A 17,428-nucleotide genomic window follows, 5' to 3' on the forward strand; every position below is an offset into this window, starting at 1 on the left:
TCAAATATCAAATATCAAATATCAAATATGAAAATATTAATGGTTTGCCTGGGAAACATCTGTCGGAGTCCGCTGGCGGAAGGTATTTTGAAATCTAAACTTCCGGCAAATTTTACGGTAGATTCTGCAGGGACGATCAATATGCATGAAGGAAATGCTCCTGATAAAAGATCTGTGGAAGTTGCTTTAAAAAATGGTCTCGATATTTCAAAACAGAAATCAAGACATTTTCAGCCTCATGATTTAGATGACTACGACAGAATCTACTGTATGGATAAAAATAACCTTCGTGATGTACTTTCTCTAGCCACAACTGCCGAACAAAGGCAGAAAGTATTTCTGCTGATGGACAGTTTAAATTTAAATCATCATCCCACAGAAGTTCCGGATCCTTACTGGAGCGGTTCCGAAGGTTTTGACCAGGTTTACAGGCAAATTGATGAAGCCTGCGAAATCATCGCAAAAAATCTGGAACGGGAAACCTCCAACATCCAACGGTAACTTCGCCTTAACTTTAACCTTAGCCTCAACCTAATAAAAATGCTCTTCCTACTTCCCGCATATCTCTCAGAAAACACTTCTATCACTCATTTTTCGCCTGTGATAAAAGAATACATCATGCAAACTGACTATTTCTTTGTTGAAAACGAAAAAACAGCGAGAAAAGTGGTGAAATTTTTTGCTCCTGAAAAAAAGCAGGCTGACCTTAAGCTGTTTCTGCTCGATAAATACACGGAAAATGCCGATATTAAAGAAGCTCAGACCCTAATGCTGAAAGGTCAGGATTTTGGTTTGCTTTCAGAGGCAGGTTTGCCCTGCATCGCCGATCCGGGGAATTTAATGGTGAAGTGGTGTCATGAGAAAAATATTAGGGTTGTACCAATTTCAGGACCTTCATCAATTATTTTAGCATTGATTTCCAGTGGCTTCAATGGTCAGGAATTTACCTTCAACGGATATCTTCCAATTGATAAAGCTGAAAAGAAAAAACAGATTCTGCATCTCGAAAATCTTGTTCAGAAAACAGGGTATTCCCAGATTTTCATGGAAACACCATACCGGAATAATCAGCTTGTGGAAGATCTCTTAAAATTTCTTCCTGCAAATACCAAACTGTGCATCGCTGCCAATATCAACGATCCTGAAACAGAGTTTATAAAAACCAAAACCATCAGAGACTGGCAGAAACAAAAGCCTGAACTGCATAAGATTCCTGCAGTGTTTGTGTTGGGTAAATAATATTTTTGGAAAGTCTAATACAAATTAAACATTTTAGTAATTATAATTTGAAACAAATTAGTTTTAATTTTGGGCAAAGTGATCTGAAATAATTTAACAGCCGTTAACAACTCTTTAGCATCATTATTGTCATTACAAGGACATAACATCAAAATAATAAAATATGTCTGACAAAAAATTAGCTGGTCTTTGGATCGACACCCAGAAGGCTGTAGTTGTAAAAAATCATGATGCTCAGAATGCATTTAAATTTTTCCTATGCAGCCCTGTAAAAGCAATCATCCAGCATGGTAACTCAAGTGAAAATGCGGGAAATAATGCTGAACAAACCAACAAAGTAAAATTCTTCAAGGAGGTTGAACATCTTCTCACAAATTCTGAAGAGGTTTTGATCACAGGTCCGGGAACAATTCAGGAAGAATTGAAAAAGCATCTTCATGACACCGCCCAATTTAAAGATTTAAAAATCACGCTCGAAACTTCTCAGCAAATGTCTGATGAACAGGTTTTGGAAACGGTAAAGACACATTTTAATGCTTAATTAAATTGTTATTGCAAAGGAGACATCCGAATACCAAAAGTATTCGGATGTTTTTGTTTATTTTTTGATTCTGCTCTTCTTCCAGTTTCGCCAAATTACAATGACAACAGGAATAAGTATAAAGAAAGGCCAAAGAGAGATGAGTCCCAAAAGGAATGCGACAAACCCGTTCCATCCCTCAGTAAGAGAATCGGCAAAACGGCTTCCGAAACCGACTTTAGAAGTGGTGGAAGATCTCACTTTTTCTTTGAAAAGTGTCAGATTGAGCGTACTGTATTTTACACGGTCGTCAATAAATTTTAATCTGCCTTCAGATACATCAATCTCATCTTCAAGATTGCGGATATTTTCCTGAATTTCAAGCATATCACTTGTAGATTTTGCACTTTTAAGCATATCCCTGTACTTTTCAAGGTAAATCTTTTTATTTTCAAGTTTGATGGAAATATCAACATATTCTTCTGTGACGTCATCAGAGTAAATATTTTTTGCCGTTACCGTTCCAAAACCGTCTGAAAAAGAATTGATTAAAGATTCAAATTGCTGGTGCGGAACTCTGATTGTAAATTCCATTTCGTCGCGAGTGTCGCTGTTCCTGAAAGTTTCTTTCTGAATATAAGCCTGATTATTTTTAACGATGGATTGGATCTTGCTTTGGGATTTTGTAATATCTCCTACCTGTACAGTCATTTCCCCATTTTTAATAATCTTTTTCACAATTGAATTGATTTTGGGAAGCGGTTGAGATTCTATAGCTTTATTTTCTGACGCTTCGTCACTGCTTGACGCCGCGGCAACCCTTTGAGGAGCAAAATTGATGGAAGCATCGACCTTATCATCCCGAATCTCATCTAAATTGACTTCCATAATTTCCTCCTTATGTGGAGCAGCATCTTTTTTACTGCAGGAAATGAGGGCTGTAAACGTGAGGGCAATAAGAATTTTTTTCATTTTTTAAGTTTTGTAGATTTTAATCAGATGTTATATTCAATATTACGAATTTGTTTTCTATTTTTAAAACATGAAAAGATATCTTCACGCCTTTTTGCTTTTACCCATCATCAGCTTTGCGCAAAGTCCAAAACTGACGGATGAAATGGCTGTCAAATTATCAGAAAAACCACTTCACTGCATCAATCAGGAATATCCGAATAAGACAGCACACATCATCAACACTGCGAATGAAGTTCCATTAAGTCCGAAAGATTTACACCCAAGTTTTTACGGTTGTTTCGATTGGCATTCATCAGTTCATGGGCACTGGATGCTGGTTAGATTATTGAAAACGAAACCCACTTTATCGGTTGCTAAAGAGATTGAAAATATTTTAGACAATTCATTTAAGAAGGAAAATCTTCAGGTAGAAGCAGATTATTTTACTAAATACCAGCTGACAACAACTTTCGAAAGAACTTACGGATGGGCGTGGCTTCTCAAATTAGATGAAGAACTGATGACCTGGAATCATCCGAAAGCTAAGATCTGGCATGAAAATTTGAAACCGCTGACCGATAAAATTCTTGCATCATGGAAAACTTATCTTCCTAAACAGACCTATCCGAACAGAACCGGAGTTCATCCCAACACCGCATTTGCAATGGTTTTTGCGCTGGATTGGGCACGAGCTGCAAAAGATAAAGATTTTGAAAAACAACTGACCGAAAAAGCAAAATATTTTTATTTAAAAAATACAAAAACACCGGCGTATCTTGAACCGGACGGTTCAGATTTCTTTTCGCCAAGTCTTGAAATTGCTGATTTAATGCGGAGAATTCTGCCACAGAAAGATTTTGTAAAATGGCTGGATAATTTCTACGAAAAAAGAAGCTTGGAAAATATTGAGAAGATTCCGGTAGTCAGTGATCTGAGTGATTACCAAACAGTCCATTTGGTTGGCTTGTCATTTACAAAAGCCTGGTGCATGAAGGGAATTGCAAAGTCTCTTCCTGAGAGTCATCCGTTGAAAAAAGACTTTCAGAAAACAGCAACCATCTTTTTAAATAACGGACTTCCATTATTATTTCAAGGGAACTACGGAGGAGATCACTGGTTAGCGAGTTTTGCTGTATATGCTTTGGAAGATTGATTTTTCTTATTAATTTTAAACATGTGTAATTATTTTAATCTTGGCTTGGTATTTCTTTACTAAGTGAAACGCCTTGGTCTATCTTAAAATGAGCGCAAAGTTTTAAAGAAAACATTGTCTGACCTTGCGTTTAAAAACAAATTAAAATATTGATTAACTGCTGTTTTTATTGAAAGCATTTACCCTCACATTCACAAATAATTCACAGGATACACAACGCTTAGTGAACCTTGTGAAAAACCCTTGTGCTCCTTGTGGTAAAAATGAAAGGATTTAAATAGATCAAACAATCATAGAAATCAATATCTAATCCCCAGTTTCTTCAAAACAAAACTCAACAACCAAATCGGCCCAATCAAAAGAAACTGCAGATCTTTCAAAAATGACGGCTTCTTACCCTCAATTTTATGCCCCACAAACTGTAAAATCCAGGTGATAATAAATACTGCAAGAAAAACCATCCACGATTTATTTCCCAAATGAATATTGACAGCATACGCCAAATGTTCCATCAAAAGCATCGCAAAAATCATTATGAAAGCAATCAGTAAAGAAAGTCTGAGATAAAATAAAGTCACCAGAATCATAGCAATTAAACTTACCAAACTGATGCACCCAAAGTATGACGCACAAAAATGTGGGGAAGGAATTAATGATATAAAACCTAATATCGTCCAGAAAATCAGCGGCACACAGATCCAGTGAATCAGCTTATTAGTGGAGTTTCTGTGGCTTTCAGCGTATTCAGCGAAAAGTAAATCGATCTTTCTCATGGCTATGAATTTGGTTGTACTAAAATAATAAATTTTTGCAATCGGAAAACAGATTGTTTACATTTGCCCTATGTCTGCTTTAGAAAAATTCGGGGTCGAGATTTTTACGCAACACAATATCTTTGAGAGAATCTCCGCCGACAAACCTTTCCGTCCCGATAATCCTGCTTTTATTTTTATCAGAAGCGGTTCTATCAAACTGCGACAGCATTTCAGTGACCTCGAGCTTTCGGCCAATATGTTTATGGTGACCGACCCGCAGACCGTTTATGAACTCATTTCTGTGAGTGATGATTTTCAGTCGAGGATGGTTTCTTACAAACGGGAATTTATTTCCGCTTTGTCATTGAAATTCAACAGGTTGATAACGTATCGCTATTTCCGCCAGCAGATGAATGTGGGCGTTCCTTTTCACCAGGATGATATGGATGTGGTCTGGAAAAGTGTCAATTTTTTAAAATATATTCTCGATTCTCAAACTGAAATGACCTATAAAAAAGAAATGGTGGAGCATCTCTTCTCGGTTTTCTGTTACCAGATGGCCGGAATTATATCCAGCGAGGACAGCAATTCGATGAATCAGATGTCGAGACAGGAGGAAATAGTTTTCGTTTTTCTCAATGATTTGGCTTCTCATCATCATAATAACAGAACGGTAGAATTCTACGCCGAACGACAGTCGATTACAACCAGACATCTTTCGTCGGTCGTCAAAACTATTACGGGAAAGTCGGCGAGTCAGATTATTGCTTTAATTGTAATCAATGAAGCGAAGGTATTATTAAACTCTTCTAAAAAGCCTGTTTCAGAGATTTCAACCATTCTTGGTTTCAGCGACCAGTATTCATTTTCCCACTTTTTTAAAAAACATTTGGAAGTAAGTCCTTCTCAATACCGAAATCAGTTTGAAGGTTAAAATCCTACATTTGAACATCTTTTTCCAAATCTCAAACATTTGTTTGAGATTACATCCGTCGTAACTTTGCTTCGTAAAACAAGGTAAAATGACAAAGAATATAAAAACAGCACTGTCACTCGTGATGGCTATCTTTCCTGCGCTGTTTTTTTCACAAGAAATAAAACAGATGACAGCAAATGAAGTTGCCGAACTGGCGCTTCAGAACCACTACCAATTGAAAGTTTCGGCACAGAATATCAATATTGCCAAACAGCAGACCGATATTACCAAACTTCAAAAACTCCCTTCCATCACAGCTTCAACGACTCAATTTTATTTGGGAAATGTGGTGGCAATCGACAAAGATTTTTCTAACTCAACCGCGATTCCGATGCCTCATTACGGAAGTACGTATGGTGTGCAGGCCACTCAACTGATTTTCAAAGGCGGATTGGTCAATAAATCAATTGAACTGGCAGGACTTCGTGAACAGCTTTCTGAACTGGATTTAGAAAAGAATCAGCAGGATGTGAAATTTTTAGTGATTTCAAATTATTTAGATGTCTACAAAATCATCAATCAACAATCGGTTTTTGATAATAATAAAAAACTGGCTCAGCAACGTTTGAAGAATATCAACGATTTCTACAAACAGGGAATGGTAACGAGAAACGAAGTCATCCGTGGGGAACTGGCGATAAAAAATCTTGACCAAAGCATTCTGACTTTAGCCAACAACAGAAAAATCCTCAATTACAATTTAAATATTGGTTTAGGATTGCCTGCCGACACCGAAATTATTCCGGTTGAAAATTTAGAAAATAAAGAATCGGGAATCGGGATGGATTATTATTTAAATCTCGCTCACGACAGCAATCCGCAGTTGAAATCTGCGCAAACCAACATTGGTGTTGCCGACAAAAACATTGAAATCATCAAAACCGACAGGATGCCGACACTTTCCGGTTTCGGTGGGTACAGTCTGCAAAGGCCGATTACCAATAGAAATCCTGTATTGGATATGTATGCGAGCGGTTGGCAAGGTGGAATTTCTTTAAGCTACAACATTGATAATCTGTATAAAACCAAAGAAAAAGTAAAGCTGGGTGAATTGCAGAAAGCGCAGGCTAATGACGCTTTGACTTTGACACAACAGAATATTGATATGAATGTAAACGCTTCTTACGTCAAATATCAGGAAGCGATTCAGCAGGCCGATATTTTAAATGATGCGAAAAGACTGGCAGAAGAAAACTATAAAATCACCGAAGCGAAATACCTCAATCAATTAGCGGTGCAGGCAGAAATGATTGATGCACAAAACCAGAAACTTCAGTCTGAACTGGATTTTGCGAATGCGGAAATCAATGTGTTGTATCAATATTATAATTTGTTGAAGTCGACTGGGACGCTTTAATAATTTACGAATCTTAAAATTTAAAACGCAAAGTTTTATGATGGCTGAAAATATTATTAAGTGTGCAAAGATGAATCAACAAGTTGATTTTATTAAGCTCGTACATAAGCTTCGCGAAGCAAATTTATTTGCCTTTACACTCTTAAAATTTAGCGGTTTCAAATGAAATCTTTGCGTTTAAAAAAAGGCATTGCGAAGCTCAAAACATTTAATAAAAAAACTCTCTGAACTTCATGTTCAAAAAAGATATAAAACAAAAACAATGGAAAACAAGGAACAAAATACTCAGGATACACAACCACAAGCGCCGGTAAAACCTGTGGTTTCAAATGCTGAAGCTAAGAAAAAACAAAACAGGAAAAATAAAATCAGAGCCATCATTTCAAACGTTATCGTTTTTGCGGTGATTGGTTTCGGATTGTTCTGGCTGATTCGTCAGTACTTTCACATCGGAGACAAAACCTATACGGAAGCGGCTCAGGTGGAGGAATTTATCAATCCAATCAACACCAGAGTTTCGGCTTATATTAAAGAAATAAAATTCATCGAACATCAGCAGGTGAAAAAAGGAGATACGTTGGCCATTTTGGATGACCGTGAAATTATTACACAACTCGGACAGGCAGAAGCAGCGTATCAGAACGCGTTAGCTCAACGTTCGGCAACTGGTTCTTCAATCAATACCGTTTCCAACAACATCAGCGTGATGGAATCCAACATCGCCGGAGCAAAAGCAAGATTGTGGAATGCCGAACAGAATTTAGGCCGATACAAAAACCTTTTGGCGGCAGAAGCGGTGACGAGACAGCAATTTGACCAGGCCAAAACAGAATACGATGCGCAGAAAGCAGCCTACGAAACTTTGGTCAATCAGAAGCAGTCGGCCAACCTTTCGACAACCGAAGTGAAAAGCAAATTAGGCATCAACGATGCCGAAATCAAAAGAACAAAAGCTGCTTTGGATATGGCGAAAATCAATCTTTCATATACAGTAATTACTGCGCCTTACGACGGTGTGATGGGAAGAAGAACGATTTCTGAAGGACAGTTGATTCAGCCCGGACAGCAAGTTGCCACCATCGTTTTGAACAATCAAAAATGGGTCACTGCCAATTTCCTTGAAAGCCAGATGCCAAATATTAAAATAGGTGAAAAACTAAAGATGACTGCAGATGCTTTAGGCGGAAAAAAGTTTGAAGGAAAAGTCACCGCAGTTTCAGCCGCAACCGGTTCAAGATATTCAAGCGTTCCGACAGATAATTCAACCGGTAACTTCATCAAAGTACAACAGAGAATTCCCGTAAGAATCGAGTTTACAGATGCCAACAAAAAAGAAGATGTGGCGAAACTGAGTGCGGGGATGAATATGAATGTGAGCTTAGCAAGTAAAAAGTAAAAAGAATCAAGTAAAAAGTAGTGCGGTCGAAGTAAAATGATTTTGTTAAAGAGAAAGTTTTAGTAATCAATGATTTAATTATTAAGAACTTCCAACACCCTGGCTCTTTTGCCTTTTTACTTGGCTCTTACAAACCTAAAACTATGTATAATAAAGGTCTTTTCAGCGATTGGGTTCCGAAACCCGTACAGCTTCTGATGATGGTTTTACTGCTTATCGTGGTGATGCCGTTGGGAGGTGTTTACACCGGAAACATCAGTTTTATGGTGGGCGGAACCGGCGTGATGCAGGAATATTTTCTGTGGGCAAACTATGCCACCACTATTGGGATGGGAGCGTGTATGCCTGTGGTTTTAAGAATGAAAATGCGGTTCAAAGTCCGTGATAAATTGGTGATGTTATTGGTGCTTCTCGGTGTGTTAAGTTATATCAACGCAACCACTTTCGAACCGATGGTTATTGTGATGACCTCTTTGGTAATCGGGTTTTTAAAAATGATGATTACCATCGAATTATTTTTACCGTTAATGGCAATGCTGGGCGGACGTGGGATTTTTTACGGCGTTTTCTACACATTTGTTTTAATATTAAATCAGGTATCCGCTTATTATGCCGTGGAAGTTTCAATACTGTACAACTTCCAGCAGTTCTTTATTTTGGCAGCGGTGTTGTGTTTCGTCCTGGCATTATTGTGTTGGGTTCTGATGCACGATAAATATTTTGCATTGAAAGTTCCGTTGCATTACATCGATTGGCTCAGCGTCAATTTGTTTGTCGCAACGTTTATGTTTTCCGCGTACGTATTTTCGTTTGGAAAACAGCAGGATTGGCTTAATTCAAAAAATATCATCAACGCCAGCATCGCCGCATTTGTGAGTTTCGCTTTGCTTGCCATCCGTCAGCTGACTTTGAAAAGACCATATATTTCATTTCATATTTTCACCAAAAGCAATGTGCTCAACGGACTGTTTATGCTCCTGTGGCTGGGAATGTTTTTGGGAACAACATCACTTCAAAACATCTATTCTGTGGGAGTTTTAGGTTACGACCAATTGACCAATGCAAAACTGAATTTGATGATGACGCCCGGATTATTTCTAGCCGGAGTTATTGCTGTATTTTGGTTTAAAAAAGAAAGACCGCTGAAAATGTTCATCTTCTCAGGCTTCGCAGCAATGACGGCTTATGCTATCATTATGTATTTTTCAATGGTGCTGGAATTCAATTACGAAAACTGGTACTTACCGATGGTCCTGAAAGGCTACGGAATGTGCTCGCTCTTCATCTCGGTCTGGTATTACACCTTAGATAAACTGGAACTCAACGAAATGCTGGCTGCCATCGGACTGGTTTTGGTATGGCGAACCTTCCTCGCCGTAGGATTTTTCTCAGCCTTGTTTTCGTGGTTTCAGTATCAGTTTCAAATCGTCAGTTTAGGAGATTTGGCAGTCTATATGGACGGAATGACCATCACGCCGCAAACGGTTGCAACCAATATGAAAACCATTCAGCTCAATGCCATCATCTCCGCCAACAAAAAGATATTCGGCTATATTATCGTTACCGGTTTCGGAGTAATGCTCTATGTAATTACCCATCATTTCGGAAAACGTACAGAATATTTAAGAGTCATCAGAATCCTCAACGGAAAATCGGTCATCGCCAGACGCAGAGCGCGTGAAAGAAAAAAATTAGAAGAAGACCTCAAAGGCGCCACCGGCCCGGCCTTATAAAGAAACCTTGTTTTTACCCGTAAAGTCTCGTTTTGTTTTTCAAAGCGGGGCTTTACTTTTTAAAAAATCACCCATTACCTATTACTCATTACCCATATTTTAGGGAGCTTAATCCCGCTATCCACTATATCTTTTGCTCTTCGTTCCTCATCACAAAAGGGTGCCGTTACTATCGGGGCTAGGGAAGGGTTTTGTCAATCGATATGGGTCGAAAAAAATGACTATTGCGCATTTTTCACCTCGACACATTTATAAAAATTATGACACAGAATATTGAAATTGATAATCTTGAACAAAAACAATCTAAAAATAAGAAATGCCCTGCCAGAAAGGTCCCTGCACCCGTGCAACAGGTCTGCGGGAAGTCCGCAAGTCTGTCGCACCCCAGCAAGGAGCTTGCGGAAATCTCCGCAAGTGTGTTGCACCCAGTAAGAAGCTTTCGGGAAATCCTGAAAGGTTGTTTACCGTCGCAGGAAATTTTCGGAAGATTAAAATGTGTGTTACAAATTTTAACTTTTCGATTAGATCTCTCCTTAGTAAGATTCGATAAAAATATTTGAAAGACTTATCTTTGCAGTAGAATTTTTAGCATGAAAGACTTAATGGGACGCGCAATCTGGGATTATTTTCACAACGAAAATCCTGAAGATCTGCAAACAGAAACTTCAATTTCCGAACTCGACGAACTTCCGGTAGAATATCTTTTCAGAGACTTTAAGAGAATGAATAAAGTCGAACAGAAAGCTTTGAAATTAGCTCACGGGAAAGTCCTTGACATCGGAGCAGGAGCGGGTTCGCATTCACTCTATCTTCAGAATGAAAGAAATTTGGAGGTTACTGCATTGGATATTTCGCCAAAGTCTGTTGAAGTGTGCCAGTTAAGAGGAATTCAGAAAGCCGTTGCCCAAAATATGCTTGAATTTTCCGGAGATACTTACGACACGATTCTTCTTTTAATGAACGGAACAGGTATTTTCCAAAGCCTGAATGTGATTGATATTTATCTCCAAAAACTTCATTCTTTACTGAATAAAAACGGACAAATCCTGATCGACAGTACGGACATTCTGTACATGTTTGACACCGATGAAGATGGAGGAGTATTGATTCCTGCAGATGGATATTATGGTGAGCTTGATTATGTAGTTCATTATAAGGGCGAGTCTGAAGATCCTATCAAATGGCTGTATCTTGACTTTAATACTTTACAGAATGCCGCAGTAAATAATGGTTTTAAAATTGAAATGATTTTGCAGGATGAAGATTCGTATCTGGCGAAACTCATTAAAAAATAAATCAGCTAACCCTTTCTGAAGTTCCTCAATTATAGATTTTACGAAAAAGTACTACCAGACGGCTTTATTTTTCATTTGTGTAATGATTTATTTTTGTGATTTTGTTTAGTTAAAAGCAAAAGGCAAATCTCTAAGACATGTTTTTGTATTTACTTGCGGTATTTTTCAAAAAAGAGTATTGTAATCTCTTAGAAAACTTGTTATAAAGTAATTTGAAAACCACTCGTCAGGATTGATCAGAACTAACGCAATCATCACAAAAGAAATTGCAGCAGGAATCAAATAAGATTCCTTTCTGTAAGGTAAATTTTTTGGTGTAAAAGAAATCCAGAACAAAAATATAGTTAATGCTCCGAGACAGGAAACAAAGAATTCAGGAGAATTTTTAAGTGTATAAAATCTTTTGGAACTGTTTTCGTACATAAAGGGAACAAGAAAATTCTGTAAGTGAAAAAAGGCAAAACCAAAAAAGAATGTAAGAATTGAAGCACCGATTTTTTTAAGTTTAATAAAATTCAATCCTAAAAGTATACATCCCGGAATTGTTCCTAAAAAAATACTGATTATTAAAATAATTTCTCTCGGGAACAGCTGTATTGCATTTTGATCTGTTGTGATGTGATCTTTCCAGTCTTCTGCTTCTTCTCGCTTTTCTGCTGCTTCATTTTCTTTTTTGGATTGAATAAGATGCTGAATGTTGATTTTTTCTGCATCAGAAAATATTCGTCCTCTTTCCTGTAAAATGTCAAAAGCTAATTGAACTGCTTCGTGAACGAAGCGGTTTTCTGGATTAAAATAATTTTCTAATTCTCTATTAGAAAGTTTATATAAAACAGTTTTATTGACCATTATTCAGAAAAAATGAGCACTGAAAAATGCCCATTGATATATTATAGATATAAAAATTATCCGATTTCAATACCGTTCTCAACCGTTTCATCCGGCGTCACAAAAGACAATTTCCCGTCAGCTTTTGTTGTCAGCAACAACATTCCCTGAGATTCAATTCCTCTGATTTTTCTCGGAGCAAGATTTAATAAAATCATTACCTGTTTTCCGACTACTTCTTCTGCGGTAAAGCTTTCTGCAATTCCTGAAACTACCGTTCTTACATCAACACCTGTATCAACAGTCAGTTTTAATAATTTATCTGCTTTTTCTACTTTTTCAGCAGTTAGAATTGTTGCTGTTCTTAAGTCGATTTTGGTGAAGTCATCAAACTGTATTTCGTCTTTCATTGGGTTGGCGTTAGGGTTTGTTTTTTTATTGCTTTGTTTTGTATTTTCTAATTTCTGAATTTGAGCTTCGATTACATCGTCTTCGATTTTTGAGAAAAGAAGAGATGATTCGTTGATCTGATGACCGGTTTCAATTAAAACAGATTTTGTTTCGACATCGCTCCAGTTTGATTTTTCAACGTTGAACATATTTAACAGTTTCTCAGAACTGAAAGGCATAAACGGTTCACACAACTGCGCCAGAGCAACTGCAATCTGAGCTCCGACAAATAGCGACTGTGCTGCTTTTTCAGGATTGTCTTTAATGGTTTTCCAGGGTTCTTCAGCCTGAAGATACTGGTTTCCAAAACGTGCTAAATTCATTAAAGCTGTCAGAGAATTTCTGAACTCATAGTTTTCTAAGAATCCTGAAATTTCTTTCGCTGATTTATTGATTTCCTGCAATTCAGGAGCGTTTACATCTCCTTCAGGAATAATTCCATTATAATATTTATGAATCAAAACCGCAACTCTGTTGATAAAGTTTCCGAAAATTCCAACCAATTCAGAATTGTTTTTTGTCTGGAAATCTTTCCATGTAAAGTTGTTATCTTTAGTTTCAGGAGCCGAAGAAAGCAATGCGTAACGCAAAACATCCTGCTGTCCCGGGAATTCTTCCACATATTCATGGGCCCAAACTGCCCAGTTTCTTGAAGTGGAAATTTTATCGTTCTCTAAATTTAAAAATTCAAAAGCAGGAACATTTTTCGGCATGATGAAATCGCCGTGAGCCTTCATCATCGCAGGGAAAATAATACAGTGGAATACGATATTATCTTTTCCGATAAAATGAACCAAATCTGAGTTTTCACTTTGCCAGTAATCTTTCCAGTCTTTTCCGTTTTTTTCTGCCCATTCTTTGGTAAAAGAAATATATCCTATCGGTGCATCAAACCAAACGTACAAAACTTTTCCTTCTGCATTTGGAAGAGGAACAGGAACGCCCCAGTTCAAATCTCTGGTCATTGCACGGGGTTTTAAGCCGTCTGTTAACCATGATTTCACCTGTCCGTAAACGTTCGGTTTCCAGTCATCTTTATGACCTTCGATAATCCATTCGTTCAGGAAATCTTCATATTCATTTAATGGTAAGTACCAGTTTTTAGTCTCTTTTAAAATTGGAACGTTGCCGCTCAACATTGATTTTGGATTGATCAGTTCAGACGGAGAAAGAGTAGAGCCACATTTCTCACACTGATCGCCGTAAGCGTTTTCGTTGCCACAGTTCGGACAGGTTCCGACGATATATCGGTCTGCTAAAAATTCATTCGCCTGCTCATCAAAATACTGCTCAGACATTTCTTCTGTGAACCTTCCTTTTTCATAAAGCACTTTAAAGAAATCCTGGCTCGTTTCACGGTGGTTTTGAGAAGTTGTTCTCGAATATTCATCAAATGAAATTCCTAAATCCGAAAAAGATTTTTTGATGATTTCATGATATTTATCGACGATATCCTGTGGCGTAACGCCTTCTTTTTTAGCTCTTATGGTAATGGGAATTCCGTGCTCATCGCTTCCGCAGATAAAAGCAACATCTTTCCCTGACCTTCTCTGAAATCTTGCATAGACATCAGCTGGAATGTAAACACCCGCCAAATGCCCTATATGAACCGGTCCGTTGGCGTAAGGCAACGCTGCCGTAATCAATTTTTTATTTGACATTTTTTATACTAAAATTTAGATATGCAAAGATAATTATAATTTATCTAAAAGTTTAGATAAATGATTTCTCATCGGGCTTATCATAAAAACAGCCTAACAACTGTTCATTTTGTTAAACATTTGTTTAATTTTTTAATACTCTTACCCCTATATTATGCTATGTATAGTTTTTAATAAATATTTGAATATCAGTCAACTGTATAAATAATGTGGTTTAAGATAAAGAAAAATTAATAAATAATTAATATTATTTAACATCAAATAGTTTTTTGTTTAAATTGCAGGGCTGGTAAACAGCATCAACAAAGGAAACTATATAAAAATAATATTGTGAAAAACTTTACAACGGTATTAAAAATTGCACCGGCATTTTTACTGGCAAGCTCAGTAATGTTCGGGCAAGAGCAGGATTCTACTGCAAAGGAAAAGAAAATTGAGGAGGTTGTATTAATTGGGTATGGAAAGCAGAAGAAGACGGATCTTACGGGGTCGATTACTTCTATCAGTGCCAAAGATTTCAATCCAGGTGTTGTATCTGCGTCGCAGCTTATTCAGGGTAAAACACCGGGAGTACAGATTACCAATAACAGCGGTGCTCCAGGCTCGGGATCATCTATTAGGATCAGAGGGGTTGGATCACTTAACGGATCGCAATCTCCGCTTATCGTAATTGATGGCGTACCTCAGGATTTTAACGGTATCAGCGGGGCTTCTGACCCTCTTTCACTGATAAATCCTAACGATATTCAGACTTTTGATATCTTGAAGGATGCTTCCTCAACAGCAATTTATGGTAACAGAGCTTCAAATGGGGTTATTTTAATTACTACAAAGCAAGGTTCTGCAGGAAAACTGAAAGTGAATTTTTCAACTTTAGCTTCTGTATCTACAAAAATGGGAACTGTAGATGTATTAGATGCAAATGAATATAAAGCTTTTGTTAATCAGGTTGCTTTAACCAATACAACTGTTGCCAACAATCTTTCAAGACTGGGCAGCGCAAATACAAACTGGCAAAACGAGATTTATCAGGCAGGTGTAGGTACAGATAATAATCTTGCTCTTACCGGAGGTATTAAAGGATTACCATATCGTCTTTCCTTAGGATATAATTCACAGGATGGTATTGTAAGAACAAATTCATTCAAGAGAACTTCTTTAGGCCTTAATTTAAATCCTAAATTCCTTGATAATCACTTAAGTGTAAATGTCAATTTAAAAGGAACTTTTACGGACAACAGATTCCCTGCAGAAGGTGTAATTGCAAGTGCAACCTATTTTGATCCTACTCAGCCAATCTACTCTGGAAATTCTAACTACGGAGGATATTATGAATGGCTTGATCCGGGATCTGCAACAGGATTAAACGTAAATGCCAATGCAAACCCGCTTGCCCAGCTTGATGCTACAAGAGATGTATCGTCTGTGTGGAGAGGTTTGGGTAATATCCAGTTGGATTACAAGTTCCATTTTTTACCAGATCTACACTTCAATGTAAATGCTGGTTATGATTATGCCAAGAGTAATGGGGCGAAAACAGTTAGTGGATTATATAAAATTGGTGCAGCAGACGCAGGAAATTACAGAGAATACAGTCAGGAAAAGAACAATAAACTCTTAGAAACTTACCTCAGTTATACAAAAAATATATCTGCAATTGATACCAATGTTGATATCGTGGGAGGTTATTCTTATCAGAATTTCTACACAGAAACTCCTTATGCTGTGACGTATTATGGAAACAGAGCACCTTTGCCTGCGGGAATCGACTTTGCAACAAGAAATGTTCTTTTATCATTTTATGGAAGAGGTATTTTTACTATTGCAAATAAATATATTGTTTCTGCATCAATCAGAAGAGATGGCTCTTCAAGATTTTACAATGGTACAAGAGACAATATCTGGGGGAATTTTCCTGGAGTATCAGTTGCCTGGAAAATTAACGAAGAAGGTTTCCTAAAAGATATTACTTCAATTAATACCTTGAAACTAAGAGCAGGTTGGGGTAAAACCGGTAATCAGGAATTGAATACAGGTGACTATCCGGCATTTGCAAATTACACATTAAGCCAGCCAGGAGCTCAGTATCAATTCGGAAGTCAGTATTACTACATGTTCCGTCCCAACATTTATAACCCTATTCTTACTTGGGAAACCACTACAACACAGAATTTAGGATTGGATTTTGGAATTTTAAATAACCGTATTACCGGTGCAGTAGACCTGTATACAAAGAAAGCCGAAAATCTTCTTGTAAAAGCTCCAATTGCTGCGGGTGACCTGAGCAACGAAAATGTTTTAAATGCCGGTAACATGAAGACTAATGGTATTGAAGGAAATATCACATTTGTGCCTGTTAAAAACGAAACTACAACTTGGGAGTTTTCTGTAAATGCTACACACTATAACTCAAAGGTTACAAACCTTATACAGGGTGCAAATAGCTCATACTTCCTTCCTATTGGAGATATCTCAGGTGGTGTAGGTAACAAAATTCAGGCACATGCAGTTGATCATCAGCCTTATTCATTCCTGGTTTATCAGCAGGTATACGATACAAACGGACAACCCTTAAGCGGTGTTTATGTTGACAGAAATGGTGACGGAATTATCAATGCAAATGATCAGTATTATTATAAATCTCCTCAGCCGGATGCAATCATTGGATTTAACACGAAATTAAATTACAAAAGCTGGGATTTCGGGTTCAGCGCAAGAGCATCAATCGGAAATTACGTATATAATAATGCTGCATCAAACAGTTCCATTCAGTCTTTGACAACAAATAATTATTTACAGAATGTCTATTCTTCAGCAGCAGAATATCAGTTTGCGACGCCACAGTTTTTCTCTGATATATTTGTGGAAAATGCATCGTTTGTAAGATTGGATAACGTAAATATCGGTCATAATTTCAAAGATGTCTTTGGTAGAGGATCGAGTTTGAGAGTATATGGGATGGCTCAGAATGTTTTTGTTATCACAAAATATTCGGGAATAGATCCTGAAGTATTCAATGGAATCGACAATGGATATTATCAAATGCCTAAAGTGTATTCATTAGGTTTTAACTTTCAATTTTAATTAAGATGAAAAATTACAGAATAAATT

14 protein-coding genes are annotated in these 17,428 nt (G+C 37.3%); 10 read left to right on the forward strand and 4 right to left on the reverse strand.

Annotation, left to right across the window (positions count from 1 at the left end; genetic code table 11):
• Positions 1–27 precede the first annotated feature (27 nt).
• The 3 genes from ASG21_RS09765 to ASG21_RS09775 all read left to right on the forward strand — a co-directional run bounded on the left by ASG21_RS09765 (position 28) and on the right by ASG21_RS09775 (position 1,780).
• A complete protein-coding gene (locus ASG21_RS09765; protein ID WP_082482410.1) occupies positions 28–501 on the forward strand; it encodes a low molecular weight protein-tyrosine-phosphatase in 474 nt (157 codons plus the stop codon).
• Between the two features lie 39 nt (positions 502–540).
• The gene (locus tag ASG21_RS09770; RefSeq protein ID WP_056078991.1) at positions 541–1,239 is read left to right on the forward strand and encodes an SAM-dependent methyltransferase; all 699 of its coding nucleotides are present in this window, start codon (positions 541–543) and stop codon (positions 1,237–1,239) included.
• A gap of 163 nt (positions 1,240–1,402) precedes the next feature.
• Positions 1,403–1,780, forward strand: coding sequence for a hypothetical protein (locus ASG21_RS09775; RefSeq protein WP_056078994.1), 378 nt, complete (start codon positions 1,403–1,405; stop codon positions 1,778–1,780).
• A 57-nt stretch (positions 1,781–1,837) separates the two neighbouring features.
• Here the strand turns inward: ASG21_RS09775 and ASG21_RS09780 are convergent, their stop codons facing one another.
• Complete coding sequence (locus ASG21_RS09780; protein WP_056078997.1) at positions 1,838–2,731, reverse strand: DUF4349 domain-containing protein; 894 nt, start codon at positions 2,729–2,731, stop codon at positions 1,838–1,840.
• Between the two features lie 70 nt (positions 2,732–2,801).
• Between ASG21_RS09780 and ASG21_RS09785 the strand changes: the two genes are divergently transcribed.
• Entirely contained in the window at positions 2,802–3,866 is a 1,065-nt protein-coding gene (locus tag ASG21_RS09785; RefSeq protein ID WP_056079000.1) for a DUF2891 domain-containing protein, read from the forward strand.
• A gap of 299 nt (positions 3,867–4,165) precedes the next feature.
• On the opposite strand, the gene ASG21_RS09790 is transcribed toward ASG21_RS09785, so the two are convergent.
• Positions 4,166–4,639: an Mpo1-like protein gene (locus ASG21_RS09790; protein ID WP_056079004.1), complete on the reverse strand. Its 474-nt coding sequence runs from the start codon at positions 4,637–4,639 to the stop codon at positions 4,166–4,168.
• A gap of 70 nt (positions 4,640–4,709) precedes the next feature.
• Here ASG21_RS09790 and ASG21_RS09795 point away from each other — a divergent pair, with 70 nt between their 5' ends.
• The 5 genes from ASG21_RS09795 to ASG21_RS09820 all read left to right on the forward strand — a co-directional run bounded on the left by ASG21_RS09795 (position 4,710) and on the right by ASG21_RS09820 (position 11,378).
• Positions 4,710–5,555, forward strand: coding sequence for an AraC family transcriptional regulator (locus ASG21_RS09795; RefSeq protein WP_056079007.1), 846 nt, complete (start codon positions 4,710–4,712; stop codon positions 5,553–5,555).
• 88 nt (positions 5,556–5,643) lie between these two features.
• Complete coding sequence (locus ASG21_RS09800; protein WP_056079010.1) at positions 5,644–6,954, forward strand: TolC family protein; 1,311 nt, start codon at positions 5,644–5,646, stop codon at positions 6,952–6,954.
• A gap of 262 nt (positions 6,955–7,216) precedes the next feature.
• Positions 7,217–8,350 (forward strand): HlyD family secretion protein, encoded by a 1,134-nt coding sequence (locus ASG21_RS09805; protein ID WP_056082299.1) that lies wholly within the window; start codon positions 7,217–7,219, stop codon positions 8,348–8,350.
• A 143-nt stretch (positions 8,351–8,493) separates the two neighbouring features.
• Entirely contained in the window at positions 8,494–10,083 is a 1,590-nt protein-coding gene (locus tag ASG21_RS09810; RefSeq protein ID WP_056079013.1) for a hypothetical protein, read from the forward strand.
• Positions 10,084–10,673: 590 nt separating this feature from the next.
• Positions 10,674–11,378 carry a class I SAM-dependent methyltransferase gene (locus ASG21_RS09820; RefSeq protein WP_056079020.1) on the forward strand — a complete coding sequence of 235 codons (705 nt, stop codon included), beginning with the start codon at positions 10,674–10,676 and terminating at the stop codon, positions 11,376–11,378.
• Between the two features lie 165 nt (positions 11,379–11,543).
• Here the strand turns inward: ASG21_RS09820 and ASG21_RS09825 are convergent, their stop codons facing one another.
• Together ASG21_RS09825 and metG are read right to left on the reverse strand one after the other, a co-directional pair.
• Positions 11,544–12,227 carry a hypothetical protein gene (locus ASG21_RS09825; RefSeq protein ID WP_056079022.1) on the reverse strand — a complete coding sequence of 228 codons (684 nt, stop codon included), beginning with the start codon at positions 12,225–12,227 and terminating at the stop codon, positions 11,544–11,546.
• 56 nt (positions 12,228–12,283) lie between these two features.
• Positions 12,284–14,317 (reverse strand): methionine--tRNA ligase, encoded by a 2,034-nt coding sequence (gene metG / locus ASG21_RS09830; RefSeq protein WP_056079025.1) that lies wholly within the window; start codon positions 14,315–14,317, stop codon positions 12,284–12,286.
• A 330-nt stretch (positions 14,318–14,647) separates the two neighbouring features.
• Between metG and ASG21_RS09835 the strand changes: the two genes are divergently transcribed.
• The gene (locus tag ASG21_RS09835) at positions 14,648–17,401 is read left to right on the forward strand and encodes a SusC/RagA family TonB-linked outer membrane protein (RefSeq protein WP_056079028.1); all 2,754 of its coding nucleotides are present in this window, start codon (positions 14,648–14,650) and stop codon (positions 17,399–17,401) included.
• Positions 17,402–17,428: the final 27 nt, after the last annotated feature.

This window comes from Chryseobacterium sp. Leaf394 (assembly GCF_001424105.1).
In the GTDB taxonomy this organism is placed as follows: Bacteria; Bacteroidota; Bacteroidia; order Flavobacteriales; family Weeksellaceae; genus Chryseobacterium.